The sequence below is a fragment of the Streptomyces sp. NPDC048001 genome (assembly GCF_043203115.1).
GTDB classification, from domain to species: Bacteria; Actinomycetota; Actinomycetes; order Streptomycetales; family Streptomycetaceae; genus Streptomyces; species Streptomyces sanyensis.
In genome coordinates this window covers 934,228-960,508 of record NZ_JBIDBN010000001.1, presented here as the reverse complement: position 1 = coordinate 960,508, position 26,281 = coordinate 934,228, and the positions used below count along the sequence as shown (strand labels likewise).

Sequence of the window (26,281 nt, the reverse complement as noted above, 5' to 3'; positions counted from 1 at the left end):
ACTCCCCCTGTCGGCCGAGCACGATCCGAGCTCCACCGCGCTTCCCTTCGGGAGCGCGCAGCAACTGACCGCGGTGGCGGGGCCCTTCGCCTGAGGCGAGTAGGACGGGCGACCAGTACACCGCCTGAGTCCTGGATGAAGGCGAGGACTTGAGCATGGGAACCACCTCCACCTCGAACGGCGCGAACGGCGAGGGTTTCAGCCGCCGCAATCTGATCAAGCGGTCGGCCGCCCTCGGCCTGATCGCCGTGCCGACCATGGGATTCCTGTCCGCCTGTGCCGCCAGCGGCAGCGGTGACGACCAGGAGAGGCAGAAGGGCGAGGTCACCAAGGACAACCCGTTCGGCGTAGCCAAGGGCGGCACGCTGGACGTGGTCATCTTCAAGGGCGGCTTCGGCGACCAGTACGCCATCGAGTGGGAGAAGCTCTACAAGGACAAGTGGGGCCCGGAGATCAGCCACCTGGGCACCCAGGAGATCACCGGCAAGCTCCAGCCGCGCTTCAACGCGGGCAACCCGCCGGACGTCGTGGACAACTCCGGCGCCCAGCAGATCAAGCTCGACGTCCTCCACAAGAACGGCCAGCTCGCCGACCTGACCGAACTGCTGGACGCCCCCGCGCCCGACGACCCGTCGAAGAAGGTCAGGGACATCCTCGTGCCCGGGACCGCCGAGAAGGGCTTCATCGGCGGCAAGATGCACTCCCTGAACTACGTCTACACCGTCTACGGCCTCTGGTACTCGGGCAAGATGTTCCAGGACAGGGGCTGGGAGGTGCCGAAGACCTGGGACGCCCTGCTGGCGATCATGCAGGACGCCAAGAAGCAGGGCATCGGCGGTCTCGCCCACCAGGGCAAGCACCCCTACTACATCAACGTCATGATCATGGACCTGATCGCCAAGACCGGCGGCCTGGACGCCATGAAGGCGATCGACAACCTCGACCCCAAGGCCTTCGCCGGCAGCGCCGCGGCCAAGCAGTCCATCGAGGCGGTCTACGAGATCGTGGAGAAGGGCCTGCTGCTGCCGGGCACCAACTCACTGGACCACATCGAGTCCCAGACCGCCTGGAACGAAGGCAAGGCCGTCTTCATCCCCTCCGGTTCCTGGCTGGAGAACGAGCAGCTCAAGCAGACCCCGGAGGACTTCGACATGAGATTCCTGCCGATGCCGGTGCTGCCGGGTAGCAAGCTGCCCTTCGAGGCGATCCGCGCGGGCGCGGGCGAGCCCTTCATCGTCCCGGAGAAGGCCCGCAACAAGGCCGGCGGCCTGGAGTTCCTGCGGATGATGTGCTCCCGGGAATGGTCGACCACCTTCGCCCAGCAGGCGAACTCGCTCACCATCGTGCAGGACGGCGTCGACAGGAGCGTCGAGCTGCGGCCGGGCACCGCGTCCGCCATCGAGGCGGTTGAGGCGTGTCCCGTGGACCAGCGCTTCGACTACTACTACACCAACTGGTACAGCGAGATGGACGAGTCCATCCGCACCGCCTCCGCCGAGCTGATGGCCAAGCGCATTCAGCCGAACGAATGGCTCAAGCGCGCCCAGGCCGCGGTCGACAAGGCGGCCGAGGACCCGGAGAGCAAGAACAACAAGCGTCCGTAGCGAAGTCCGGGAAACCAGGGGCAGGGTGCCATGCAACAGGGAAAGTACCGGTTCGTCACCGGATTTCTGATCGTTCCGGTCGCGCTGTACGCGGTCTTCATGATCTGGCCGTATCTGCAGACCTTCGGGTACTCCTTCACCGACTGGCAGGGCCAGTCGCAGGAGATGGGTTTCGTCGGCTTCGACAACTACACCGCGCTGTTCTCCGACTCGGTGTTCCTGAAGGCCCTGTGGCACAACATCCTGCTCCTGATCTTCCTCCCCGTCGCCACCATCCTGCTCGCCCTCTTCTTCGCCTACATGGTGAACGTGGGAGGGCGCGGCGGATCGGGCGGAGTCCGCGGAGTGGCGGGCTCCGGCTTCTACAAGATCCTCTTCTTCGTCCCGCACGTGCTGTCCATCGCCATCCTCGCCGTCCTCTGGCGGGCCATCTACCGCGGTGACGTCGCCGGGCTGATCAACGGCGTCTTCATCAAGCTGGGCCTCTCCGACCCCGCCCACCCGATCGAATGGCTCAACGAACCCGACCTCGTGCTGTGGTGCGTGGCCTTCGTGCTGCTCTGGTGGGGGGTCGGCTTCTACCTGGTGCTGTTCTCGGCGGCCATGCAGTCCATCCCCAGGGAGATCTACGAGGCGGCGCTGCTGGACGGCTCCAGCCGCACCCAGACCTTCTTCAAGGTCACGCTCCCGCTGCTGTGGGACACGGTGCAGACCGCCTGGGTCTACCTGGCGATCCTGGCCATGGACTGCTTCGCGCTGATCTCGGTCATGACCCCGGGCAACAGCTACGGCGGCGGCCCCGACCACAACAGCGAGGTCATGGCGACCTATCTGATGCGCAACTTCCTCGCCTTCGGCAAGAGCGGCTACGCCTGCGCCATGGGAGTCGTGATCCTCGGACTCACGCTGGTCCTGTCCCTCGTCACGCTGCGGATCAGCCGCCGCGAGCGCATCGAATACTGATCGGGGTACCACGCCATGTCGAACACCCGGTTGATCCCCGACGCAGCCCGGGACGCCGTACCCGTCGCGCTCCCGTCCAAGGGCGCGGGGCGCCGCTCCGGCGGTGCCCCGCGCGGCGACACGGAGGGCAGGGTCCTCAACGTCTTCTCGCACGGCTTCCTGATCCTGTGGGCCGTGATGATCGTGCTGCCGCTGTTCTGGCTGCTGCTCGGCTCCTTCAAGACCGACAGCGAGATCGGTGCCAGCGCCTGGTCCTGGCCGTCGAACTGGAACTTCGACGCCTTCGGACGGGCCTGGGACAAGGGCATCGGCGACTACTTCGCCAACACGCTGATCGTGCTGGTGTTCTCCATCCCCCTGACCATGCTGCTCGGCGCGATGGCGGCCTACGTGCTCGCCCGCTACGAGTTCCGCGGCAACCGCTTCTTCTACTACTTCTTCGTCGCCGGGGCGATGTTCCCCGTCTACCTCGGCCTGGTGCCGCTGTACTTCCTCGTCGACATGCTCGGCATGCTCAACACGTACCAGGGCCTCATCCTGGTGTACGTCGCCTACTCGCTGCCGTTCACGGTCTTCTTCATGCACGCCTTCTTCCGGACGCTGCCCACGGCCGTCCACGAGGCGGCGGTGATCGACGGCGCCTCCCACACCCGGATCTTCTTCCAGGTCATGGTCCCCATGGCCAAGCCCGGACTGCTGAGCGTCGGGATCTTCAACGTCCTCGGCCAGTGGAACCAGTACATCCTGCCGATGACCCTGATGCAGCAGCAGAGCGGCTTCGACAAGGACCGCTCCGTGCTCACCCAGGGCCTGGTGCTGCTGAACCAGCAGCAGGGCTACGAGGGCGACCTCCCGGTGATCTTCGCCGGTATGACGATCGCCATGCTGCCGGTGGTCGTCGTCTACCTGTCCTTCCAGCGCCAGGTCCAGTCGGGCCTGACCGCGGGCACCCTCAAGTAGCGCCCGCGGGCCCGGGTCCCGGACCGTTCCGAGGGCTCCGCCGCCCCGCCGCCCCGCAAGGGCGGCGGGGCGTTTCGCCATGTTCCGCCCCCGCGCTCATCGGAGTCTCACCCCGCTCAAGGTCTTGACGGAATAACCCCCCGAGCGTTGAACTCAGAGTTCACAAGTTGGAGAGATGTCGGGGCTGCCGTGCGCGGCCCCGACCGGGGGCGGTGGTCGTGCCGCCCGCCGGGGGCAGGAGTGGATGGGTCGATGCAGACTCCGGGTTCGCAGACATCGCTGCACCGGGCCAACCTCGAGCGGGTCGTGCGCGCGGTGCGCATGGCCGGCTCGCTCACGCAGGCGGAGATCGCCAGGAGTACCGGCCTCTCCGCGGCCACGGTCTCCAACATCGTGCGTGAGCTGAAGGACGGCGGGACGGTCGAGGTCACACCGACCTCGGCCGGCGGGCGCCGGGCCCGGAGCGTGTCCCTCAGCGGGGACGCGGGCATCGTGATCGGGGTGGACTTCGGCCACACCCACTTGCGGGTGGCCATCGGGAACCTGGCCCACCAGGTGCTGGCGGAGGAGTCGGAGCCGCTCGACGTGGACGCCTCGTCCGCCCAGGGCTTCGGCCGGGCCGAGGAGCTGGTCAACCGGCTGGTCGAGCAGGCCGGGATCAGCCGGGAGAAGGTGGTGGGGGTGGGGCTCGGCGTGCCGGGGCCCATCGACGTGGAGAGCGGCACGCTGGGCTCCACGTCCATCCTGCCGGGCTGGAGCGGCATCAACCCCAGCGAGGAGCTCTCCGGGCGCCTCGGGGTCCCCGTGCACGTGGACAACGACGCCAACCTCGGCGCGCTGGGGGAGATGGTCTGGGGCGCCGGGCGGGGGGTCCGGGACCTCGCCTACATCAAGGTGGCCAGCGGCGTCGGCGCGGGGCTGGTGATAGACGGGCAGATCTACCGGGGTCCCGGCGGCACCGCCGGGGAGATCGGGCACATCACGCTCGACGAGTCCGGCCCGGTCTGCCGCTGCGGCAACCGGGGCTGCCTGGAGACCTTCGCCGCGGCCCGGTACGTCCTGCCCCTGCTGCAGCCCAGCTACGGCGGCGAGCTGACCATGGAGCGCGTGGTGCAGCTCGCCCGGGAGGGCGACCCCGGCTGCCGCCGTGTGGTCGCCGACGTGGGCCGTCACGTCGGCAGCGGCGTCGCCAACCTGTGCAACCTGCTCAACCCCAGCCGGGTGGTGCTCGGCGGCGACCTCGCGGAGGCCGGTGAGCTGGTCCTCGGGCCCATCCGCGACTCCGTGTCCCGCTATGCCATCCCCAGTGCGGCGCGGCGGCTCTCGGTGGCTCCCGGCGCGCTCGGAGGACGGGCCGAGGTGCTGGGCGCCCTCGCCCTGGTGCTCAGCGAGATGGGCGATTCGACCCTTCTGCTCGGTTCTGAGGGTGCTCAGACGAGCACCGCACCTGCGTTCACCTAGATAACGGATGGCACCGTTGTCATCTCGTTAAGGATTTACTCCTTGACGGCGACGGCGGGGCCGAGTTGACTTCACGCCACCTCGGCCGCAGCGACGCGGCCACGTCAGGGAGGTTTACAAAGTGAACGCACATCTGCGTCGTGCCGCCGTTGCTGTCGCCGCCACGGGTATGGCCGTCTCGCTCGCCGCCTGCGGCAGCGCGGGGCAGGCCGGAGGATCGGACGCCTCCGAGCCCGCCGAGAAGAAGGGCGACGACCTCACCATCGGTCTGCTCCTGCCGGAGAACCAGACCGCCCGCTACGAGAAGTTCGACAAGCCGCTGATCGAGAAGAAGATCAGCGAGCTGACGAACAACAAGGCCAAGGTCGTCTACGCCAACGCCAAGCAGGACGCCACGCTGCAGACGCAGCAGGTCGAGACCATGATCACCAACAAGGTCGACGCCCTGATCGTGGACGCGGTCGACGCCAAGGCGATCGCCGGCAGCGTGAAGAAGGCCAAGGACGCGGGCATACCCGTGGTGGCCTTCGACCGCCTCGCCGAGGGCCCGATCGACGCCTACACCTCCTTCGACAACGAGGAGGTGGGCCGCGTCCAGGGCAAGGCCCTGCTGGAGGCCCTGGGCGACAAGGCCGAGGGCGGCCAGATCGTCATGATGAACGGCGCCGTCACCGACCCCAACGCCGCGCTGTTCAAGAAGGGCGCGCACTCCGAGCTCGACGGCAAGGTGACCGTCGGCAAGGAGTACGACACCAAGGAGTGGAAGCCGGAGAACGCCAACGCCAACATGGAGGCGTCGATCTCGGCTCTCGGCAAGGACAAGATCGTCGGCGTCTACTCCGCCAACGACGGCATGGCGGGCGGCATCATCACCGCCCTCAAGGCCGCGGGCGTCTCGCCCCTGCCGCCGGTCACCGGCCAGGACGCCGAACTCGCCGGTGTGCAGCGCATCGTCGCGGGCGAGCAGTTCATGAGCGTCTACAAGCCCTACGCCCCCGAGGCCGCGACCGCGGCCGAGATGGCCGTGGCGCTGGCCAGGGGCGAGTCCCTGGACGCCATCGCCAAGGCGAAGGTCGACAGCCCGACCACCAAGGGCGTGCCCTCGGTCCTCGTCCCCGTCGTCTCCCTGACCAAGGACAACATCCAGGACACCGTGATCAAGGACGGCGTCTACACCGTCCAGGAGATCTGCACGCCGAAGTTCAAGGCGGCGTGCGACGAGCTCGGCCTGAAGTAGGCCCGCGGGGCCGACGCGCCCGAGCCTCGGGACCCGGCCCCCCCGGGCCGCGTCCCAGGGCCGCTCACGGAGCCCCCCGTCCCCCCGGGGACGGGAGGCTCCACCCACGCCGGGACGACCGACAGCGTCCCGCAGAAACCTTCCGGTGCCCGCCCCGCCCTCCGCCCCCGCTGCGGGGCGGGCACCGGAAGAAGCACCCGCGCCCGGTGCCACCGGGCGCGACAGTTCTGCTCAGCCACCGCGCCGCCTTCCACCGGCGCGGCATCCCCGCCGGTCAGGCGGCGAAGGAGATGGTTCACGTGTCCGCTACGCCCGTGTTGGCGTTGCGCGGGGTCTCCAAGCGGTTCGGTGCCGTCCAGGCGCTCACCGACGTAGAGCTTGAGGTCCACGCCGGTGAGGTGGTCGCCCTCGTCGGCGACAACGGCGCCGGAAAGTCCACGCTGGTCAAGACGATCGCCGGCGTGCATCCCATCGACGAGGGCGCGATCGAGTGGGAGGGCCGCAAGGTCGGCATCAACCGCCCGCACGACGCCCAGAACCTCGGCATCGCGACCGTCTACCAGGACCTCGCGCTCTGCGACAACATCGACGTGGTCGGCAACCTCTACCTCGGCCGTGAGCTCCGCAAGCGCGGGGTGCTCGACGAGGTCGAGATGGAGCGCCGCGCCCTCGAACTGCTGAAGACGCTCTCGATCCGCATCCCGAGCGTCCGGATCCCGATCGCCTCGCTCTCCGGCGGCCAGCGCCAGACCGTGGCCATCGCCCGCTCGATGCTCGGCGAGCCCAAGCTGGTCATCCTCGACGAGCCCACCGCCGCGCTCGGCGTCGAGCAGACCGCCCAGGTGCTGGACCTGGTGGAGCGGCTGCGGGAGCGCGGCCACGCCGTGATCCTCATCAGCCACAACATGGCGGACGTCAAGGCCGTCGCCGACAAGGTGGCCGTGCTGAGGCTCGGCCGGAACAACGGCGTCTTCGAGGTCGCGTCGACCTCCCAGGAAGAGATCATCTCCGCCATCACGGGAGCCACGGACAACGCCGTGACCCGTCGTGCGGCGCGCACCGCGGAGGAGCAGAAGTGAGCATGGACAAGACCTCGACCCAGGCCGAAGAGACCACCGCCCCCGGGGAGGAGACCGCCCCCGCCGAGGAGACCACCGCCCCCGCGGACGGGACCCCCGCGGAGCAGACCACCGCCCCGGCGGACGGGACCTCCGCCCCCGCGGAGGAGGCCGCCTCCCACGAGGTGGTCAACGCGGAGGCGGCCCACGACGCGCTCACGGCCGTCGACCCGCGCCTGCTCGTGCGCGAGCAGGGCCTGCTCGGCTACTGGGCCGAGTTCAAGCGCAAGGTCCACGCCGGGGACCTCGGCTCCATCCCGGTGGTCATCGGCCTGGCGGTCATCGCGGTCGTCTTCCAGCTGCTGAACTCGAACTTCCTCTCCGCCAAGAACCTCACCGACATCGCCGTCACCATGGTGGGCACCGGCATGATGGCGGTGGGCATCATCTTCGTGCTGCTGCTCGGCGAGATCGACCTCTCGGTCGGCTCCGTCAGCGGCGTCTCGGGCGCCATCGTCGCGGTCCTGAGCGTCACCCACGGCATGAACGAATGGCTCGCGCTGCTCGTCGCCCTCGTCAGCGGTGCCGCCATCGGGGCGCTCCACGGCTTCTTCTTCGCCCGGATCGGGGCCCCGGCCTTCGCCGTCACCCTGGCGGGCCTGCTGTTCTGGCTGGGCTTCATGCTCCAGCTGCTCGGCGACAACGGCACCATCAACCTCGACGGCGACGGCGTGGTCGGCCAGCTGACCACGTACTTCTTCACCGACATCGCCGCCGCCTACGGCCTGGCCGCGCTCGCGGTCGCCGCGTACTTCCTCGGCGCCTTCACCGACAACCGCCGCCGGGCCGCCGCGGGCATCCCCTCCCGCCCGGTCGCCGACATCGTGCTGCGCAGCGTCCTGCTGGCCGTGGTGGCCTTCGCCGCGGCGTACATGCTCAACCAGGACCGCGGACTGCCCCTGGCGCTGGTGATCTTCCTGGTCGTCCTGGTGACCACGGACTTCGTGCTCCGCCGGACGGCCTACGGCCGCAAGATCTTCGCGCTCGGCGGCAGCGTGGAGGCCTCCCGCCGCGCGGGCATCAACGTCACCGCCGTCCGGGTCTCGGTCTTCGCGCTGGCCGGCTTCTTCGCCGCCGCCGGCGGCCTGTTCTGGGCCTCCAAGATCGCGGCCGCCAACCAGAGCGCCGGCACCGGCGACCTGCTGATGAACGTCATCGCCGCGGCCGTGATCGGCGGCACCAGCCTCTTCGGCGGCCGGGGCCGCACCTGGAACGCCCTGCTGGGCGCCCTGGTGATCGTCTCCATCCAGTACGGCCTGGCGCTGGAGGGCATCCGCACCCCGGTGGTCTACATGATCACCGGCGGTGTCCTGCTGGCCACCGTCGTGATCGACTCGGTGACCCGCAAGACCCAGCGGACCGCCGGGCGCGCCTGAGCACCCGCCCCGTCCCGCACCCCTGCCCGGCACCGCACCGCGGTGCCGGGCAGGGGTGCCTCTGTGCCACAGCCGTGACACGGTAAGCAGGCGCCGGGCGTCCGCGACGGCGACCGGAACATTAGACTCGGGCAGTCGGCACGGCTCGATCAGCACGCCCGATCAGCCCGAACGCAGCTCGAAGCAAGGAGGCAGAGTGACGCAGCCGCGCGATGCGCGCCCTACGCGGGCGGTGATGGGCGACGGATGGGGTTCGCTTTCCCGGATCAGGGGACCGCGTGATCTGGACCGGCTCGGCCCCGAGCAGCTGGAGCAGCTGGCCGCGGAGATCCGCAGCTTCCTGGTCGACGCCGTCTCCAAGACCGGTGGCCACCTCGGCCCGAACCTCGGCGTGGTGGAGCTGACGATCGCGCTCCACCGGGTCTTCCACTCGCCGAAGGACAAGGTGCTCTGGGACACCGGCCACCAGAGCTACGTCCACAAGCTGCTCACCGGACGCCAGGACTTCACCCGGCTGAAGATGAAGGACGGCCTGTCCGGCTACCCCTCCCAGGCCGAGTCCGAGCACGACGTCATCGAGAACTCGCACGCCTCCACCGTCCTGGGCTGGGCCGACGGGCTGGCCAAGGCCAACGAGGTCCTCGGCAGGGACGACCACGTCGTCGCCGTGATCGGCGACGGAGCCCTCACCGGCGGCATGGCCTGGGAGGCGCTGAACAACATCGCCGCGGCGAAGGACCGCCCGCTGGTGATCGTGGTCAACGACAACGAGCGCTCCTACGCACCCACCATCGGCGGCCTGGCCAACCACCTCGCCACCCTGCGCACCACCGACGGCTACGAGCGCTTCCTCGCCCGCGGCAAGGACATCCTGGAGCGCACCCCCGTCCTCGGGAAGCCGCTCTACGAGACCCTCCACGGCGCCAAGAAGGGCCTGAAGGACTTCATCGCCCCCCAGGGCATGTTCGAGGACCTCGGCCTGAAGTACGTCGGCCCCATCGACGGCCACGACATCGAGGCGCTGGAGTCCGCGCTGGCGCGCGCCAAGCGCTTCGGCGGCCCGGTCATCGTGCACTGCCTCACCGAGAAGGGCCGCGGCTACCAGCCCGCCCTCGCGGACGAGGCCGACCGCTTCCACGCCGTCGGCAAGATCCACCCCGACACCGGGCTCCCCATCGCCAGCTCCGGGCTCGACTGGACCTCGGTCTTCGGCGAGGAGATGGTCAAGCTCGGCGGCGAGCGCCGCGACATCGTCGCCATCACCGCGGCCATGCTCCAGCCGGTGGGCCTCGACCGCTTCGCCAAGGAGTTCCCGGACCGCGTCTACGACGTCGGCATCGCCGAGCAGCACGGCGCCGTCTCCGCCGCCGGACTCGCCACCGGGGGCCTGCACCCCGTCTTCGCGGTGTACGCGACCTTCCTCAACCGGGCCTTCGACCAGGTCCTCATGGACGTGGCCCTGCACCGCTGCGGTGTCACCTTCGTCCTGGACCGGGCCGGGGTCACCGGAACCGACGGGGCCTCCCACAACGGCATGTGGGACATGTCGATCCTCCAGGTCGTACCCGGTCTGCGGATCGCCGCCCCGCGCGACGCCGACCAGGTGCGCGCCCAGCTCCGCGAGGCGGTCGAGGTCGACGACGCGCCGACCGTGGTCCGCTTCTCCAAGGGCGCCGTGGGCCCCGCCGTCACCGCGGTGGGCACCGTCGGCGGCATGGACGTCCTGCGGCACGCCGACGCCGAGCGGCCCGACGTGCTGCTGGTCTCCGTCGGCGCCCTGGCGCCGATGTGCCTGGAGATCGCCGACCTGCTGGACGCCCAGGGCATCTCCACCACGGTCGTCGACCCGCGCTGGGTGAAGCCGGTCGACGAGGCGCTCGCCCCGCTCGCGGCGCGCCACCGGGTCGTGGTCACCGTCGAGGACAACATCCGGGTGGGCGGCGTGGGCTCCGCGGTGGCGCAGGCGCTGCGCGACGCGGGAGTGGACGTCCCGCTGCGCGACTTCGGCATCCCGCCCCGCTTCCTCGACCACGCCTCCCGCAAGGAGGTGCTCGCGGAGATCGGGCTCACCGCGCCCGACATCGCCCGCCAGGTCACCGGGCTGGTCTCCACCCTCGACGGGCGCGTCGAGGAGGCGGAGGTCGAGCGCGTCCGCGACTGAGGCGCCTCGCATCCGCACCGCCGTCGGGCCGGTGGGAGCACCCGTGCAGGGGGCTCCCACCGGCCCGTTCGGCCGAAGGGGGCCGGGCCCGCCGCCGCTCACCCGCGGCGGGAGCGCCCGGCCTACCGCCTGCGCACCGAGCGGGGCCCCGCGCAGCGGGCGCCGACCGCCTCCACCCGCGCCCGCAGACCCCGGTCGGCCGTCACCACCACGCAGGCGCGGCCCTCGGCCCCGGCCTCGGCCGCCAGCCGGGCCACCAGGTCGTCGCCGCTGCCCGCGGCTGACTCCACCCGCACGCCGGGCACCGAGCCCAGCCCCCGTGCCGCGCCCTCCACGACGAGCACGACCTCCACGGGGCCGGACACCGCGGACTGGCCTCCCTCCGCGGCCAGCGCGTCCCGCAGGCGCTCCGCGGCGGCCTCCCGCTCCCGCCACCAGCCGTCCGGAACGGAGCCCACCACATTGGCGCCGTCGACCACGAGCAGAGTGTCCATGGCCGCCAGCCTCCCAGACGGCGGCCCGGCGAGGCGCCGGCCCCCACCCGGCGGCGGGGCCGGGCCGGGGGCGGGAGCGCCGCGGGGTGCTGACACAATCGTCGGGCGTGAACCTGCCCGCTCCGCCTCCCGACGCTCCTGGACGACTGCCGATGGCCACTGCCCCCGCGACGACGCCCTCCGACCGTGACCCGCGGGATCCCGCACCGCTGCTGGGCACCTGGCTCACCCGGGGCAGGGAGGGCCTGCTGACCGCCTGCACCCCCGGCGAGGACGCGGTGCGGCGCTGGACGCAGAAGGGGAACGGCTGGAAGGGGCCGGACCTGCTCCCCGCTCCGGGTGTCCGGGCCCCGCTGACCGTCGCCCAGGGCGCGGACAACTACATCCACCTGCTCGGCACCCGCCTGACCCCCGCCGGACAGGTCGAGCTGGTCCACGCCGTGCAGTTGCAGACCGGTCGCCCCCTGCTGGGCTGGACGGCGCTCGGCTACCCCAACAAGACCGACCGCCGCACCGGCGACCCGGTGGCCGCCGTGGACGGGGAGGGCCGGCTGTGCGTGGCCCTGCGCAACCGCGGCTCCGGTGTGAGCGTCCGCTGCCAGCAGACCCGCGGCGGGTGGGCCCGCTGGCAGGACCTCGGCGGTGTGGGGACGCGCGACACCCTCGCCGCCGCGGTGGACGGGACCGGCCTGGTCGAGCTGTTCGTCCCGGACGCCACCTCCATCGGCCGCTACACACAGGAGAAGCCGGGCGCCGCGTTCGCCCTCGCCGAGCGCCTGGAGACGGCGGTGGGCTCCGGCTCCTTCGCCGCGCTGGCCTCCGCGGACGGCACGGTGTCGCTCTTCTTCCCGGACGAGGAGGGCATGATCCACGTCTGGGCCCCGCACCGCGGCCAGGACCCCCGCCCGCTGCTGAAGGCCGCGGGCCCGGGCCCGCTGGTCCCCGCCCGGCTCCTCGTCGACGGCCGCGACTGCACGGTGCTCGCCCAGGAGACCGGGGGCGGGGAGGTGGCGTTCGCCGTCCTCCCCTCCGAGGACGAGGGCGAGGACGAGGGTGCCGGGGCCGGCTGGACGCCCACCGCGCCGGGCGCCGGGCGGGGGCTCGCCCTGGCCCTGCGCGAACACCGGGAGGGCGGGCTGGTGGCCATGGCCCTGCCACCCGGCGGGGAGCCGCTCGCCGCCCGTCAGACGACCGGCGAGGGCGGCCCGGCCTTCGGCCGCTGGGAGCCCCTGGGCTGACCCGCCGCCGGGCCGGGACCGGCGAAGGGGCCGTACGGAGTACTCCGTACGGCCCCTTCGCGTGCCGCGGTCCGGCCCCCGCTCGGGCCGGACCGCGCTCCGCGGCTAGGCGGGGACGCTCGCCACGCCCTGCGCCAGGAACCGCTTGCCGTTCACCCGCTCGGAGACGCCCTCGCGGTCCAGGTACGGCGTGATGCCGCCCAGGTGGAAGGGCCAGCCGGCACCGGTGATCAGGCAGAGGTCGATGTCCTGCGCCTCGGCGACCACGCCCTCCTGAAGCATCAGGCCGATCTCCTGGGCCACCGCGCCGAGGACGCGGTCGCGGACCTGCTCCTCCGTCAGGACGGTGTCGCCTTGCTTCAGCAGCGCGGCGACCTCCGGGTCCAGCTCCGGGGCGCCGGAGTCGTAGACGTAGAAGCCGCGCTTGCCCGCCTCGACGACCGCCTTGAGGTTCGGCGAGACCGTGAAGCGCTCGGGGAAGGCCCGGTTGAGGGTCTCCGAGACGTGCAGGCCGATCGCCGGTCCCACGAGCTCCAGCAGCACCAGCGGCGACATCGGCAGGCCGAGCGGCTCGACGGCCTTCTCCGCCGTGGCCACGGGGGTGCCCTCGTCGATCACGTTCTGGATCTCGCCCATGAAGCGGGTCAGGATGCGGTTCACCACGAACGCCGGGGCGTCCTTGGTGAGGACCGCGGTCTTCTTCAGCTTCTTCGCCACGCCGAAGGCCGTCGCCAGCGAGGCGTCGTCCGTCTGCTCGCCGCGGACGATCTCCAGCAGCGGGAGCACCGCCACCGGGTTGAAGAAGTGGAAGCCGACCACGCGCTCGGGGTGCTTGAGCTTGGAGGCCATCTCCGACACCGACAGCGAGGAGGTGTTGGTCGCCAGGATCGCGTGGGCCGGGGCGACGGCCTCCACCTCGGCGAACACCTTCTGCTTGACCGACATCTCCTCGAAGACGGCCTCGATGACGAAGTCCGCGTCCGCGAAGCCCTCCGCCTTGTCGAGCACGCCGGTCACCAGGGCCTTGAGGCGGTTGGCCTTGTCCTGGTTGATGCGGCCCTTGCCGAGCAGCTTCTCGATCTCGGCGTGGACGTAGCCGACGCCCTTGTCCACCCGCTCCTGGTCGATGTCGGTGAGCACCACCGGCACCTCCAGGCGGCGCAGGAACAGCAGCGCCAGCTGCGAGGCCATCAGGCCGGCGCCGACGACGCCCACCTTGGTGACCGGGCGGGCCAGCGACTTGTCCGGCGCGCCGGCGGGGCGCTTGCCGCGCTTCTGCACCAGGTTGAAGGCGTAGATGCCGCTGCGCAGCTCGCCGCCCATGATCAGGTCCGCCAGGGCCTGGTCCTCGGCGTCGAAGCCCTTCTGGAGGTCGCCGTCCTTGGCGGCCTCGATGATGTCCAGGGCGCGGTAGGCGGCCGGGGCGGCGCCGTGCACCTTGGAGTCGGCGACGAAGCGGCCCTTGGCGACGGCCTGGTCCCAGGCCTCGCCGCGGTCGACCTCGGGGCGCTCGACGGTGGTCGCGCCGGTGAGGACGGAGGCCGTCCACAGCAGGGACTGCTCCAGGAAGTCGGCCCCGTCGAAGATCGCGTCGGCGATCCCGAGCTCGAAGACCTGCGCGCCCTTGAGCTGGCGGTTCTGGTTGAGCGAGTTCTCGATGATGACCGAGACGGCCTTCTCCGCGCCGATGAGGTTCGGCAGGATGGCGCAGCCGCCCCAGCCGGGTACCAGGCCGAGGAAGACCTCGGGCAGCGAGAAGGCGGGGATCGCCCGGGAGACCGTGCGGTAGGTGCAGTGCAGGCCCACCTCGACGCCGCCGCCCATGGCCGCGCCGTTGTAGTAGGCGAAGGTGGGCACCGCGAGGCCGGACAGCCGCTTGAAGACGTCGTGGCCGCCCTTGCCGATGGCGAGCGCGTCGGAGTGCTGCTTCAGCAGCTCCACGCCCTTGAGGTCGGCGCCGACCGCGAAGATGAACGGCTTGCCGGTGATGCCGGCGCCGACGATCGCGCCCTCGGCGGCCTCCTTCTCCACCTGGTCGACGGCGGCGTTGAGGTTCGCCAGCGACTGGGGGCCGAAGGTGGTGGGCTTGGTGTGGTCCAGCCCGTTGTCCAGCGTGATGAGCGCGAAGCGCCCGGCGCCGCCCGGCAGGTCGAGGTGGCGCACGTGCGCCTGCGTCACGACCTCGTCGGGGAAGAGCTCGGCCGCGCCCTTGAGAAGTTCGGCGGTGGTGCTCACTTGTCGCCTCCGGCGTCCTTGTGGTGCGGGTTCTCCCAGATCACGGTGGCGCCCATGCCGAAGCCGACGCACATCGTGGTGAGGCCGTAGCGGACCTCCGGCTGCTCCTCGAACTGGCGCGCCAGCTGCGTCATCAGGCGGACGCCGGAGGAGGCCAGCGGGTGGCCGAAGGCGATGGCGCCGCCGTACTGGTTGACGCGGGCGTCGTCGTCGGCGATGCCGTAGTGCTCCAGGAAGGCGAGCACCTGGACGGCGAAGGCCTCGTTGATCTCGAAGAGGCCGATGTCCCCGATGGACAGGCCCGCCTGGGCGAGGGCCTTCTCGGTCGCGGGGATCGGGCCGTAGCCCATCACCTCGGGCTCCACACCGGCGAAGGAGTAGGAGACCAGGCGCATCTTCACCGGGAGGTTGTTCTCGCGGGCGAAGTCCTCGGAGGCGATCAGCGAGGCGGTGGCGCCGTCGTTGAGGCCGGCGGCGTTGCCCGCGGTGACGCGGCCGTGCACCCGGAAGGGGGTCTTCAGGCCGGTCAGGTTCTCCAGGGTGGTGCCCGGGCGCATCGGCTCGTCGGCGGTGACCAGGCCCCAGCCCGTCTCGCCGGCCTCGGGGGTGGTGCGGCGCACCGAGATCGGGACGAGGTCCTGCTGGATCTTGCCGTCGGCGTAGGCCTTGGCCGCCTTCTCCTGCGAGCGCACGGCGTACTCGTCGGCGCGCTGCTTGGTGATGGAGGGGTAGCGGTCGTGCAGGTTCTCGGCGGTCATGCCCATGAACAGGGCCGACTCGTCGACGAGCTTCTCCGACACGAAGCGCGGGTTCGGGTCCACGCCCTCGCCCATCGGGTGGCGGCCCATGTGCTCGACGCCGCCGGCCACGGCCACGTCGTAGGCGCCGAAGGCCACGCTGCCCGCGACCGAGGTGACGGCGGTCAGCGCGCCGGCGCACATGCGGTCGATGGAGTAGCCGGGCACCGACTGCGGCAGTCCGGCGAGGATCCCGGCGGTGCGGCCGATGGTCAGGCCCTGGTCGCCGATCTGGGTGGTCGCGGCGATGGCGACCTCGTCGATCTTCTTCGGGTCGAGGGCCGGGTTGCGGCGCAGCAGCTCCCGGATGGCCTTCACGACGAGGTCGTCGGCGCGGGTCTCGTGGTAGATGCCCTTCGGGCCCGCCTTGCCGAACGGGGTGCGGACGCCGTCGACGAAGACGACGTCCCTGACGGTACGAGGCACGATGGCTCTCCTCCAGGGTGCGGGGTGGCACTGCTGCGGCGCACACGCCTGAGCGTGCGCTTGCTCGCCCCATGCTACTTACGGGTAACCAGGCTGCCCAGTCCCGGGGCCTGGAGCGGCGAAGGTCACATGCGCGGGGCTCCGCGCGGACCGTCTCCCCGGTGCGGCGGTGGCCGAAACCGGGCCGTCCGCCCCTGGCGGGAGGCCCCGCACCGGTCCGGTCGGGCGTCCTGCGGGACCCGCCCCCTGCCGGGCGGGGCACGGGCCCCGGCGTCTGCCGCCCGCGGGGGAGTCCCAGCTCCGGCGCCGGGGCCCGGGGGACCCGCCGGCGCGGTTGCCGGACGTCACCGTCCCGGGGGACGCCTCGCACCGGCGGGGACCGGAGTCCGGAGCGGCCGTTCGGGCACGTCGGCCCCCGGCAGCCCGGCAGCCCGCGCCGGGGCCACGGCGTGCCGGTCCGGGGCGCACCGGTCCGGGGTGAGCCGGGGGCCGGGGGACCGTTCCACGCACGGCTCCGGGGCCCGGCCGGGGGGCCGCGACTGCCCGGCCGACCGGGTGCCGGGCCTCCGCCGGAACCCCGGCACCCGGGGCGGCGGCTCCGCCCCGGGGCGTCCCGCAGGCGCGCGACGGGCCTTCCCGGCCGTCCGCGGAGGCAGCTGCGAGGGGCCTGTTCAGCCGTCCGCGGAGGCGGTCAGCGCCCCGGTCAGCAGGGGCGTGGTGAGGCCGACCTGCCAGGGGCGCGCGCCCAGCTCCGTCAGGGCGGCCGTGACGGTCTCCGGTGTGACGACGGCCGGCGGCTCCCAGCACACGCGGCGCACGGTGTCGGGGGTGATCAGGTTCTCCTGGGGCAGGTTCAGCTCCTCCGCCAGGGCCGAGACCGCCGACCGTGCGGCGGACAGCCGGGCGGCCGCGGCCGGGTCCTTGTCGGCCCACGAGCGCGGGGGCGGCGGGCCGGAGGGGGACTGCCCCGGCTGGGGGAGCTCCCCGTCCGGCAGCGCCCTGGCCCGGTCGACGGCCGCCTGCCACTGCTCCAGCATCCGGCGGCCCATGCGGTTGCCGAAGCCGGGCAGGGCCGTCAGCGCCTGGACGTTCTGCGGCAGCGCCAGCGCGGCCTCGACGATGGCCGCGTCGCCGAGGACCTTGCCGGGGGAGACGTCCCGGCGCTGGGCGACCCGGTCCCGCGCGGTCCACAGCTCCCTGACCACGGCCATCTGCCGGCGCCTGCGCACCTTGTGCATGCCCGAGGTGCGGCGCCAGGGGTCCTTGCGCGGGGGCGCCGGGGGCGCGGCCGCGATGGCGTCGAACTCCTGGCGGGCCCACTCCAGCTTGCCCTGCCGGTCCAGTTCCTTCTCCAGCGCGTCGCGGAGGTCGACGAGGAGTTCGACGTCGAGGGCGGCGTACCGGAGCCAGGGCTCGGGCAGCGGCCGGGTCGACCAGTCGACGGCCGAGTGGCCCTTCTCCAGGGCGTAGCCGAGGACGCTCTCCACCATGGCGCCCAGGCCCACCCGGGGAAAGCCCGCCAGCCGCCCGGCCAGCTCGGTGTCGAACAGGCTGGTGGGGCGCATGCCTATGTCGCGCAGGCACGGGAGGTCCTGGGTGGCGGCGTGCAGGATCCACTCGGTGCCGGTGAGGGCCTCTCCCAGTCCGGAGAGGTCGGGGCAGCCGACCGGGTCGATCAGCGCCGTACCGGCGCCCTCGCGCCGCAACTGCACCAGATAGGCGCGCTGCCCGTAGCGGTAGCCGGAGGCGCGTTCCGCGTCGACCGCCACCGGACCCGTGCCGCCGGCGAAGGCCGCGACGACCTCCGCCAGGGCCCGGTCGTCGGCGACCACCGGGGGAATGCCCTCGCGGGGTTCCAGCAGCGGGATGGGCAGCCCGTCGGCCGGAACGCCGTCGGCCGGGGGAGCGCCCCCGGTGGTTCGCAGTGAGGTCTGCGCTGCGGTCTCTTGGGCGTCGGTCACGTGTCAAGGGTATCCGGCCCGGTGGGCGGGGCCTGCGCCCTGTGGTGACGGCCCGGTGGGCGGGGCCTGCGCCCTGTGGTGACGGGCCGTTCGCGGGGCGGGGCCTGCGCCCTGTGGTGACGGCCCGGTGGGCGGGGCCGGGCGGGGTGCCGGAGGGCGGCGGAACGTTCCGTCGGTACTCCGGCCCCGTCCCCCGCGCCGTCAGTGGATGATGCCGGTGCGCAGGGCCACGGCCACCATTCCGGCGCGGTCCCCGGTGCCGAGCTTGCGGGCGATGCGGGCGAGGTGGCTCTTGACCGTCAGCGCCGACAGCCCCATGGAGACGCCGATGGCCTTGTTCGACTGGCCCTCCGCCACCAGGCGCAGCACCTCGACCTCGCGCCCCGACAGCTCCCGGTAGCCGCCGGGGTGGCTTGGTGCGCCCGGGGGCCGGCGGTGCATCCGGCCCGCCGCCGCGCCGATCGGGGCGGCGCCGGGCCGGCCCGGGTGGCCGATGTTGGTGCGGGTGCCGGTGACGACATAGCCCTTCACACCGCCGGCCAGGGCGTTGCGGACCGCGCCGATGTCGTCGGCGGCGGACAGCGCGAGGCCGTTGGGCCAGCCCGCGGCGCGGGTCTCGGACAGCAGGGTCAGCCCGGAGCCGTCGGGCAGGTGGACGTCGGCCACGCAGATGTCGCGCGGGTTGCCGACTCGGGGGCGTGCCTCCGCGATGGACGACGCCTCGATCACGTCGCGCACGCCGAGAGCCCACAGGTGGCGGGTCACGGTGGAGCGGACGCGCGGGTCGGCCACGACGACCATGGCCGTCGGCTTGTTCGGGCGGTAGGCGACCAGGCTTGCGGGCTGCTCGAGAAGAACGGACACCAGGCCTCCTGGGAAGGTGCGGGACGGGACCGGCTCAGGGGGTAAGCCGGGGCGAACCGTGCAGTCGGGTCATTGACCTCTTCGGCACCGAACCCGTCGGCCTTTAGGGAATGATCACGATTTAGTGAGGGTCAAGTGGGACAATTCGGACACGTGAGCGGTGATCGGCCCGATCGCCGGGGCGTCGGCCCGCACCGTCGCCCCGGCACCGTACGCCCTCCGCGGGCTCAGGCCGGCCGGGGTCCCCTGCGCTGCGGAAGCGTCACCACACCCGTCGCGGAGTCCGCCGACCCCGCCGGGGACGGCGGCAGCCCGGCCACCTGGCAGAGCAGATCGCACCAGGCCGCGAGGTGCGCGGCGGTGCCGGGGACGCCCCCCGCGCCCTCCTGCGGGGTCCACGAGGCGCGGATCTCGATCTGGGTCGCCGGCCGGCGGTCGGCGAGTCCTCCGAAATAGTGAGAACCCGCACGGGTGACGGTCCCGCTCGGCTCCCCGGGGACCAGCCCGCGCGCCTCCAGCGCCCCCGTCAGCCAGGACCAGCAGACCTCCGGCAGCAGCGGGTCGGCCGCCATCTCCGGCTCCAGCTCCGCGCGGACCAGGGTCACCAGCCGGAAGGTCCCCTTCCACGCCTCGTGGCCCGCCGGGTCGTGCAGGAGGACCAGGCGGCCGTCCGCCAGGTCCTCGCCGTCCGCCACCACGGCGGCCTCCAGGGCGTGGGCGTAGGGAGCCAGCTTCCGCGGCGGCGGGGTCGGATCGATCTCGATCTCCGGGCGCAGCCGGGCCGAGTGCAGGGCGTCGACCGCCGTCCGGAACGCGGTCGGCACCTCGTCCCCCTCCGTGCGCCGCGCCGCCTCGTTGCCGTTGGAATGATCGGAGAAATGTCCCTGAGCCGCAGCCATGCCGGGAAGACTAGGCGGAAGCGCGGCGCGGCGCAGGCAGGGACACCCGACCCGCGGCGGGCGGGTGTCGCGGGCGTGCGAAGATTTGCGGCGTGAGCGCCAACGACAGCCCCCGGGCCCCGCAGACCACGACCCACGACTCCGCGTTCCTCAGGGCGTGCCGCCGCGAGCCGGTGCCGCACACGCCGGTCTGGTTCATGCGCCAGGCCGGGCGCTCGCTGCCCGAGTACCTGAAGGTGCGCGAGGGCATCCCGATGCTGGAGTCCTGCATGCGGCCCGAGCTCGTCACCGAGATCACCCTCCAGCCGGTGCGGCGCCACAAGGTCGACGCCGCGATCTACTTCAGCGACATCGTGGTCCCGCTCAAGGCCATCGGGATCGACCTCGACATCAAGCCCGGCGTCGGCCCCGTCGTCGCCGACCCGGTCCGCACCCGGGCCGACCTCGACCGGCTGCGCGAGCTCACCCCGGAGGACGTGCACTACGTCACCGAGGCCATCGGGATGCTCACCGCGGAGCTGGGCGCCACCCCCCTGATCGGCTTCGCCGGCGCGCCGTTCACCCTCGCCAGCTACCTCGTGGAGGGCGGCCCGTCCCGCAACCACGAGCACACCAAGGCGCTCATGTACGGCGACCCGCAGCTGTGGGCCGACCTCCTGGACCGCCTCGCGGAGATCACCTCCGCCTTCCTGAAGGTCCAGATCGAGGCCGGCGCCTCCGCCGTGCAGCTCTTCGACTCCTGGGTGGGCGCCCTCGCCCCCGCGGACTACCGGCGCTCCGTCATGCCCGCCTCCGCCAAGGTCTTCGACGCGGTCGCCGGCTACGGCGTGCCGCGCATCCACTTCGGTGTCGGCACGGGCGAGCTGCTCGGTCTGATGGGCGAGGCGGGCGCGGACGTGGTGGGCGTCGACTGGCGCGTCCCGCTCGACGAGGCGGCCCGCCGCGTCGGTCCCGGCAGGGCGCTCCAGGGCAACCTGGACCCGGCCGTGCTGTTCTCGACCCCGGAGGCGGTGCGCGCCAAGACCCGCGAGGTCCTCGACGCCGCCGCCGGACTGGAGGGGCACATCTTCAACCTCGGCCACGGAGTCCTGCCGACGACCGACCCCGACGCCCTCACCCGGCTCGTCGCCGACGTCCACGAGCAGACCGCCCGCTGAGTTCCGTCCCGCCCTGCGGGCCCGGCGCATCCCGCCCGGACTCCGGGTGCACGAGGCGGTGCACCGGACGGGAACCGGCGACCGCGCCCCCGGACCGCCGCGGCGGTCCGGGGGCGCGGTCGCCCGGGGCGCAGCCCGGGGTGTGGGGCGCCCCGGCCGTGCTCACTGCAGGATGTGCTCCTTGGCGCGCTGGAACTCCTCGTCCGTCAGGTCGCCGCGCGCCCGCACCTCGGACAGCTTCGCCAGCTGCTCCGCCTTGCTCTGCTCCCCCTCCCCCGCGGTGGTGCGGATGTACTCGTCCATGGCCTGCTTCTGCGACCGGGTGTGCTCCAGCTCGCGCAGCCCCATGCCCTTCCCCCGGGCCAGCACGTACACCAGCACCCCGAGGAACGGCAGGATGATCACGAAGATCAGCCAGCCCGTCTTGGCCCAGCCGCTCATCGTGTCGTCGCGGAAGATGTCGATGATGATCCGGAAGAGCAGGAAGAACCACAGGATCCACAGGAACAGCCACATGATGCTCCACATGGCCCCCAGCAGGGGGTAGTCGTACGCAAGGTGCATGGCGCCGCCCGTTCGCAGGTCGATCCCCGAGTGACGGGTTCATTGTGGTCCCGGCCGCCCGCACCCGCGAGGCGATCATGGAACGCCCCGCCCCGCGCGGCTACGCCCCCGCCGCGCGGACCGCCGCCGTCGCCTTGCGGGCGGCCACCAGCACCGGGTCCCAGACCGGCGAGAACGGCGGTGCGTAGCCCAGGTCCAGCGCGGTCATCGCCTCCACCGTCATCCCCGCCGTCAGCGCCACCGCGGCCACGTCCACCCGTTTGGCGGCTCCGTCCCGGCCCACGATCTGCACCCCCAGAAGGCGGCCCGTCCGGTACTCCGCGAGCATCTTCACCGTCATCGGCGCCGCACCGGGGAAGTACCCGGCCCGGCCGGTGGACTCCACCGTCGCCGTGACGAACCGCAGCCCCACCGCCCGGGCGTCCTTCTCGCGCAGGCCCGTGCGGGCGATCTCCAGGTCGCACACCTTGCTCACCGCCGTGCCCACCACACCCGGGAAGGTGCCGTAGCCGCCCGCGGCATTGGACCCGATGACCTGGCCGTGCTTGTTGGCGTGCGTCCCCAGCGGCACGTACCGCTCCCGGCCGGAGACCAGGTCCAGGACCTCCACGCAGTCCCCGCCCGCCCAGACGTCCTCGTGCCCGCGCACCCGCATGCCCAGGTCGGTGAGCAGCCCGCCGTGCGCCCCGAGGGGCAGCCCCGCGGCCCGGGCCAGCGCCGTCTCCGGCTCCACGCCGATACCGAGGACCACCAGCTCCGCCGGGTGGTCGGCACCGCCCGCGCGCACACCGCGGGCCCGCCCCTCGCCGTCGGTCAGCACCTCGGTCACCTCGGTGCCGCCGACGACGGTGATCCCCATGGCCGTCATCGCCTCGTGGACCAGGCGCCCCATGTCCGGGTCGAGGGTGGCCATCGGCTGCTCGCCGCTGTTGACGACCGTCACGGCGTAGCCGCGCCGCAGCAGCGCCTCCGCCATCTCCACGCCGATGTACCCGGCGCCCACCACGACCGCCCGGCGCCCGGGCTCCTGCGAGAGGGCGTCCAGCAGCGCCTGGCCGTCGCCGAGGGTCTGCACGCCGTGCACACCGGGGGCGTCGATGCCCGGCAGCGGCGGCCGCACGGGCCGCGCCCCGGTCGCGAGCACCAGCTTGTCGTACCCCGTCCAGCCCTCCTCGCCGGTCTCCAGCGCCCGCCAGCGCACCCGCCGGCCCGCCACGTCCAACTCCGTGACCTCCGTGCGCATCCGCAGGTCGATGCCGCGGGCCCGGTGCTCCTCGGGGCTGCGGGCGATCAGGCGGTCCCGACCGGAGACGTCCCCGGCGACCCAGTAGGGGATGCCGCAGGCCGAGTAGGAACTGAACCGGCCCCGCTCGAAGGCCGTGATCTCCAGCTCCTGCGGGCCCTTCGTCCTGCGCGCCTGCGATGCGGCGGACATGCCCGCCGCATCGCCTCCCACGATCACCAGCCGCTCGCTCGTCATGGGCACACGCTACGGTGTGCCGCCCGTCCGGTCGGCCGCCGCCTCCGCGGGCGCCGCCTCCCCGGCGGGCTCCCGGGCCGGACCGGGCACCTGCGCGGGGCCGCCGTCCGTGCGCGGGCGGCGGGAGCGGGCCAGCAGCCGCCAGGCGGCGAGGAGCACGCCCGCCACCACCGCGAAGGGCAGCACCGCCCCGACCACCACCGCCCCCCAGTGCGCCGCGGCCACCAGGGCCCGCCAGCCGCCGCCGAGCGCATCCAGGAACCCGGGGCCGCCGTCCCCCTGCCCGCCCGAGGGCTCGGCCTCGGTCAGCTCCAGCGTGACCGTCGCCATCGACGTGCGGTCGCCCAGCGCCTTCTGACGGGCGAGCAGCGACTCCAGCTCCGCCTGACGCCTGCTCAGCTCGCCCTCCAGCGAGACCACGTCGGACAGCCGGGTGGCCCGGTCCATCAGCTCCCGCACCCGCTGCACGCTGGCCCGCTGGGTCGCCACCCGGCTGTCCACGTCCACCACCTGGTCGGTGACGTCCTCGACCTCCACCTGGCGCGACAGCAGCCTCCCGGCACCGGACAGCCGGTCGAGCACCGCCTCGTACCGCTCCTGCGGCACGCGCAGCACGATCCGCGAGGTGACCCGGGAGTCGTCGAGCCGCTCGGTGCTCTCGCTCTCCACGCGCCCGCCCGCCCCCTCGGCCGCCGCCCGGGCACCGACCAGGGCCTCGGCCGCGTCCGCCACCTCCACCTCCAGCACCGCGGTGCGGACCAGGTGCGCCGCCACGGCCGGCGCCGCCGCCCGGTCCGCCTCCGGCCCCTCCGCCCCGGCCTCCCCGCCCTTCCCGTCGCCGGGCTCCGTCCCGGCGTACCCCGACCCGGCGTCCGCGTCCGCCAGCTCCCGCCCGGCGGGCGCGCGTTGCTCCGCCGCCTCGGAGCCGGCGGAGTCGGACGCCCCGCAGCCGGTGAGGCCGAGGACGGCGGACAGCATCAGTACCGCGAAGGCGCGTGGTGCGCGCATGGGACCCCCAGAAACGTCGGACGGGCTGCTCGACGGTTCGACGTGCGCCCCGGTGGTCCGGTTGCCCCCGGCAGGTCACGAAGGGGACTCGGTCCCGGGACGGCACGGGCGGTTTGAGAGAGTTGGCCCATGAACGTGGACACAGCTGCGCGCCATGTCGTCGTCGTGGGCGGCGGCATCGCCGGTCTCTCCGCCGCCCACCGCCTGGCCTCCGCCGGATGCCGGGTCACCCTCGCCGAGGCCGGCGACCGGCTCGGCGGCAAGCTCCTGGCCGGCCGTGTCGCCGACGTGCCGGTGGACCTGGGCGCGGAGTCGATGCTCGCCCGCAGGCCCGAGGGCGTCGAACTCGCCCGGGCCGTCGGCCTCGGCGACCGGCTCCAGCCCCCGGCGGTCGCCGTCTCCGCCGTCTGGACCCGCGGTGCCCTGCGGCCGCTGCCCAAGGGCCACGTCATGGGTGTCCCCGGCACCGCCGAGGCGCTCGCCGGGCTGCTCACCCCCGAGGGCGTGGCCCGGATCGCCCGCGAGGCCGAGCTGCCGCCCCTTCGGGGCGACCAGGACACGGCGATCGGCGCCCTGGTCGCGGAGCGCCTCGGGCGCGAGGTCGTCGACCGGCTCGTCGAACCGCTGCTCGGCGGCGTGTACGCGGGCGACGCCTACCGCATCTCGCTGCGCGCCGCCGTCCCCGCGCTCGCCGAGGCCCTCGGGCGCCACACCCACCTGCTCGACGCCGTGCGCGAGGTGCAGGCCCGCGGCGCCGCGCAGCAGGGCGCCGGACCCGTGTTCACGGGCCTCGACGGAGGCATGGGCACGCTGCCGGACGCCGTCGCCGACGCCGTCCGCGCCGCGGGCGGGGACATCCGCACCCGCACCGCCGTCCACGCCCTGGAGAGCGGAGCGGAGGGCTGGACCGTGCACACCGGCAGCGGCCCGCTCGCCGCGGACGCCGTGGTCCTCGCCGCACCCGCCGCACCCGCGGCGGCCCTGCTCACCGGCGTCTGCCCCGAGGCCGCCGGGGAACTCGCCCGTGTCGAGTACGCCTCCATGGCCCTGGTCACCCTGGCCTTCCGCCGCGCCGACCTCGGCGCGCTGCCCGGCAGCGGCTTCCTGGTGCCCCCCGTCGACGGCCGCTCCATCAAGGCCTCGACCTTCTCCACCAACAAGTGGGACTGGGTCGCCAAGGGCTCCGGGGAGCTGTTCCTGCTGCGCACCTCCCTGGGCCGCTACGGCGAGGAGAAGGCCCTCGACCGGGAGGACGCCGAGCTGGTGGGCCTCTCCCTCACCGACCTCGGCGCGGCCGTGGGCCTCGCCGCCCGCCCCGTGGCCGCCGAGGTCACCCGCTGGCGCGGCGGCCTGCCCCAGTACCCGGTCGGGCACCTCGACCGGGTCGCGCGCATCCGCGAGGCCGTCGCCGCGCTGCCCGGCCTGCGGGTGTGCGGGGCCGCCTACGACGGCGTCGGCATCCCCGCCTGCATCGGCAGCGGGCAGCGGGCTGCGGACGAGATCCTCGCCACGCCCACCCCGGCGCGGGGCACCCCCGGCGGCACGGGAGAATAGCCCCATGAGTGCGCCCGAAAAGATCCCGAACGCAGGCAAGAAGGCCAAGGACCTCAACGAGGTCATCCGGTACACGCTGTGGTCCGTCTTCAAGCTGCGCGACGTGCTGCCCGAGGACCGGACCGGCTTCGCCGACGAGGTGCAGGAGCTGTTCGACCGGCTCGACGCCGAGGACGTCACCGTGCGCGGCACGTACGACCTGTCCGGGCTGCGCGCCGACGCCGACGTCATGATCTGGTGGCACGCGGAGACCTCGGACGCGCTCCAGGACGCCTACAACCGCTTCCGGCGGACCCGCCTCGGGCGCGCCCTGGAGCCGGTGTGGTCGAACATGGCGCTGCACCGCCCCGCCGAGTTCAACAAGTCGCACATCCCCGCGTTCCTGGCCGACGAGACGCCGCGCGAGTACGTCTCCGTCTACCCCTTCGTCCGCTCCTACGACTGGTACCTGCTGCCCGACGAGGACCGCCGCCGGATGCTGGCCGACCACGGGAAGATGGCCCGCGGCTACCCCGACGTGCGCGCCAACACCGTGGCCTCCTTCTCGCTCGGCGACTACGAGTGGATCCTCGCCTTCGAGGCCGACGAGCTGTACCGGATCGTGGACCTGATGCGGCACCTGCGCGCCTCCGAGGCGCGGCTGCACGTCCGCGAGGAGGTGCCCTTCTACACCGGCCGCCGCAAGAGTGTCGCGGACCTGGTGGCGGGTCTGGCCTGACCGGCC

21 protein-coding genes are annotated in these 26,281 nt (G+C 72.9%); 12 read left to right on the top strand and 9 right to left on the bottom strand.

The window, feature by feature from the left end; all coding sequences use genetic code 11:
• The first annotated feature begins 155 nt into the window (after positions 1-155).
• The 8 genes from ngcE to dxs all read left to right on the top strand — a co-directional run bounded on the left by ngcE (position 156) and on the right by dxs (position 10,880).
• The gene (ngcE, locus tag ACGF15_RS04075) at positions 156-1,604 is read left to right on the top strand and encodes an N-acetylglucosamine/diacetylchitobiose ABC transporter substrate-binding protein (protein ID WP_392796842.1); all 1,449 of its coding nucleotides are present in this window, start codon (positions 156-158) and stop codon (positions 1,602-1,604) included.
• 30 nt (positions 1,605-1,634) lie between these two features.
• Entirely contained in the window at positions 1,635-2,567 is a 933-nt protein-coding gene (locus ACGF15_RS04070) for a carbohydrate ABC transporter permease (protein WP_256521888.1), read from the top strand.
• A gap of 15 nt (positions 2,568-2,582) precedes the next feature.
• The gene (locus ACGF15_RS04065) at positions 2,583-3,527 is read left to right on the top strand and encodes a carbohydrate ABC transporter permease (RefSeq protein ID WP_392796841.1); all 945 of its coding nucleotides are present in this window, start codon (positions 2,583-2,585) and stop codon (positions 3,525-3,527) included.
• Positions 3,528-3,779: 252 nt separating this feature from the next.
• Complete coding sequence (locus ACGF15_RS04060; RefSeq protein ID WP_345609411.1) at positions 3,780-4,988, top strand: ROK family transcriptional regulator; 1,209 nt, start codon at positions 3,780-3,782, stop codon at positions 4,986-4,988.
• A 169-nt stretch (positions 4,989-5,157) separates the two neighbouring features.
• Positions 5,158-6,225, top strand: coding sequence for a substrate-binding domain-containing protein (locus ACGF15_RS04055; RefSeq protein ID WP_392796891.1), 1,068 nt, complete (start codon positions 5,158-5,160; stop codon positions 6,223-6,225).
• 290 nt (positions 6,226-6,515) lie between these two features.
• Positions 6,516-7,304 (top strand): ATP-binding cassette domain-containing protein, encoded by a 789-nt coding sequence (locus ACGF15_RS04050; protein ID WP_345609409.1) that lies wholly within the window; start codon positions 6,516-6,518, stop codon positions 7,302-7,304.
• A gap of 2 nt (positions 7,305-7,306) precedes the next feature.
• Positions 7,307-8,719 (top strand): sugar ABC transporter permease, encoded by a 1,413-nt coding sequence (locus ACGF15_RS04045; RefSeq protein ID WP_392796840.1) that lies wholly within the window; start codon positions 7,307-7,309, stop codon positions 8,717-8,719.
• 235 nt (positions 8,720-8,954) lie between these two features.
• Positions 8,955-10,880 carry a 1-deoxy-D-xylulose-5-phosphate synthase gene (gene dxs / locus ACGF15_RS04040; RefSeq protein ID WP_345609405.1) on the top strand — a complete coding sequence of 642 codons (1,926 nt, stop codon included), beginning with the start codon at positions 8,955-8,957 and terminating at the stop codon, positions 10,878-10,880.
• A 122-nt stretch (positions 10,881-11,002) separates the two neighbouring features.
• Here the strand turns inward: dxs and ACGF15_RS04035 are convergent, their stop codons facing one another.
• On the bottom strand, positions 11,003-11,374 hold the full coding sequence (locus ACGF15_RS04035) for an NTP pyrophosphohydrolase (protein WP_392796839.1): 372 nt from the start codon (positions 11,372-11,374) through the stop codon (positions 11,003-11,005).
• A gap of 152 nt (positions 11,375-11,526) precedes the next feature.
• Between ACGF15_RS04035 and ACGF15_RS04030 the strand changes: the two genes are divergently transcribed.
• A complete protein-coding gene (locus tag ACGF15_RS04030) occupies positions 11,527-12,612 on the top strand; it encodes a hypothetical protein (RefSeq protein WP_392796838.1) in 1,086 nt (361 codons plus the stop codon).
• A 105-nt stretch (positions 12,613-12,717) separates the two neighbouring features.
• Here the strand turns inward: ACGF15_RS04030 and ACGF15_RS04025 are convergent, their stop codons facing one another.
• The 5 genes from ACGF15_RS04025 to ACGF15_RS04005 all read right to left on the bottom strand — a co-directional run bounded on the left by ACGF15_RS04025 (position 12,718) and on the right by ACGF15_RS04005 (position 19,794).
• On the bottom strand, positions 12,718-14,847 hold the full coding sequence (locus tag ACGF15_RS04025) for a 3-hydroxyacyl-CoA dehydrogenase NAD-binding domain-containing protein (protein ID WP_392796837.1): 2,130 nt from the start codon (positions 14,845-14,847) through the stop codon (positions 12,718-12,720).
• The gene (locus ACGF15_RS04020; protein WP_345609397.1) at positions 14,844-16,070 is read right to left on the bottom strand and encodes an acetyl-CoA C-acyltransferase; all 1,227 of its coding nucleotides are present in this window, start codon (positions 16,068-16,070) and stop codon (positions 14,844-14,846) included. The genes ACGF15_RS04025 and ACGF15_RS04020 overlap by 4 nt, the downstream gene beginning before the upstream one ends.
• Before the next feature lie 671 nt (positions 16,071-16,741).
• The gene (locus ACGF15_RS04015; protein WP_345609396.1) at positions 16,742-18,031 is read right to left on the bottom strand and encodes a ribonuclease D; all 1,290 of its coding nucleotides are present in this window, start codon (positions 18,029-18,031) and stop codon (positions 16,742-16,744) included.
• Positions 18,032-18,232: 201 nt separating this feature from the next.
• On the bottom strand, positions 18,233-18,895 hold the full coding sequence (locus ACGF15_RS04010) for a response regulator transcription factor (RefSeq protein WP_256521874.1): 663 nt from the start codon (positions 18,893-18,895) through the stop codon (positions 18,233-18,235).
• Positions 18,896-19,122: 227 nt separating this feature from the next.
• Positions 19,123-19,794 carry a DUF3000 domain-containing protein gene (locus ACGF15_RS04005; protein WP_345609394.1) on the bottom strand — a complete coding sequence of 224 codons (672 nt, stop codon included), beginning with the start codon at positions 19,792-19,794 and terminating at the stop codon, positions 19,123-19,125.
• Positions 19,795-19,886: 92 nt separating this feature from the next.
• Between ACGF15_RS04005 and hemE the strand changes: the two genes are divergently transcribed.
• Entirely contained in the window at positions 19,887-20,951 is a 1,065-nt protein-coding gene (gene hemE / locus ACGF15_RS04000; RefSeq protein WP_392796836.1) for a uroporphyrinogen decarboxylase, read from the top strand.
• 162 nt (positions 20,952-21,113) lie between these two features.
• Here the strand turns inward: hemE and ACGF15_RS03995 are convergent, their stop codons facing one another.
• The 3 genes from ACGF15_RS03995 to ACGF15_RS03985 form a co-directional block, all read right to left on the bottom strand.
• On the bottom strand, positions 21,114-21,515 hold the full coding sequence (locus ACGF15_RS03995; RefSeq protein WP_345609390.1) for an SHOCT domain-containing protein: 402 nt from the start codon (positions 21,513-21,515) through the stop codon (positions 21,114-21,116).
• Positions 21,516-21,615: 100 nt separating this feature from the next.
• The gene (locus ACGF15_RS03990) at positions 21,616-22,995 is read right to left on the bottom strand and encodes an FAD-dependent oxidoreductase (protein WP_345609388.1); all 1,380 of its coding nucleotides are present in this window, start codon (positions 22,993-22,995) and stop codon (positions 21,616-21,618) included.
• Between the two features lie 9 nt (positions 22,996-23,004).
• Positions 23,005-24,003 carry a DUF4349 domain-containing protein gene (locus ACGF15_RS03985; protein WP_392796835.1) on the bottom strand — a complete coding sequence of 333 codons (999 nt, stop codon included), beginning with the start codon at positions 24,001-24,003 and terminating at the stop codon, positions 23,005-23,007.
• A gap of 129 nt (positions 24,004-24,132) precedes the next feature.
• On the opposite strand from ACGF15_RS03985, the gene hemG reads away from it, so the two are divergent.
• Together hemG and hemQ are read left to right on the top strand one after the other, a co-directional pair.
• Positions 24,133-25,557, top strand: a complete 1,425-nt coding sequence (hemG, locus tag ACGF15_RS03980; protein ID WP_345609384.1) for a protoporphyrinogen oxidase — start codon at positions 24,133-24,135, stop codon at positions 25,555-25,557.
• A 4-nt stretch (positions 25,558-25,561) separates the two neighbouring features.
• The gene (hemQ, locus tag ACGF15_RS03975; protein WP_392796834.1) at positions 25,562-26,275 is read left to right on the top strand and encodes a hydrogen peroxide-dependent heme synthase; all 714 of its coding nucleotides are present in this window, start codon (positions 25,562-25,564) and stop codon (positions 26,273-26,275) included.
• The last annotated feature ends 6 nt before the right edge of the window (positions 26,276-26,281 follow it).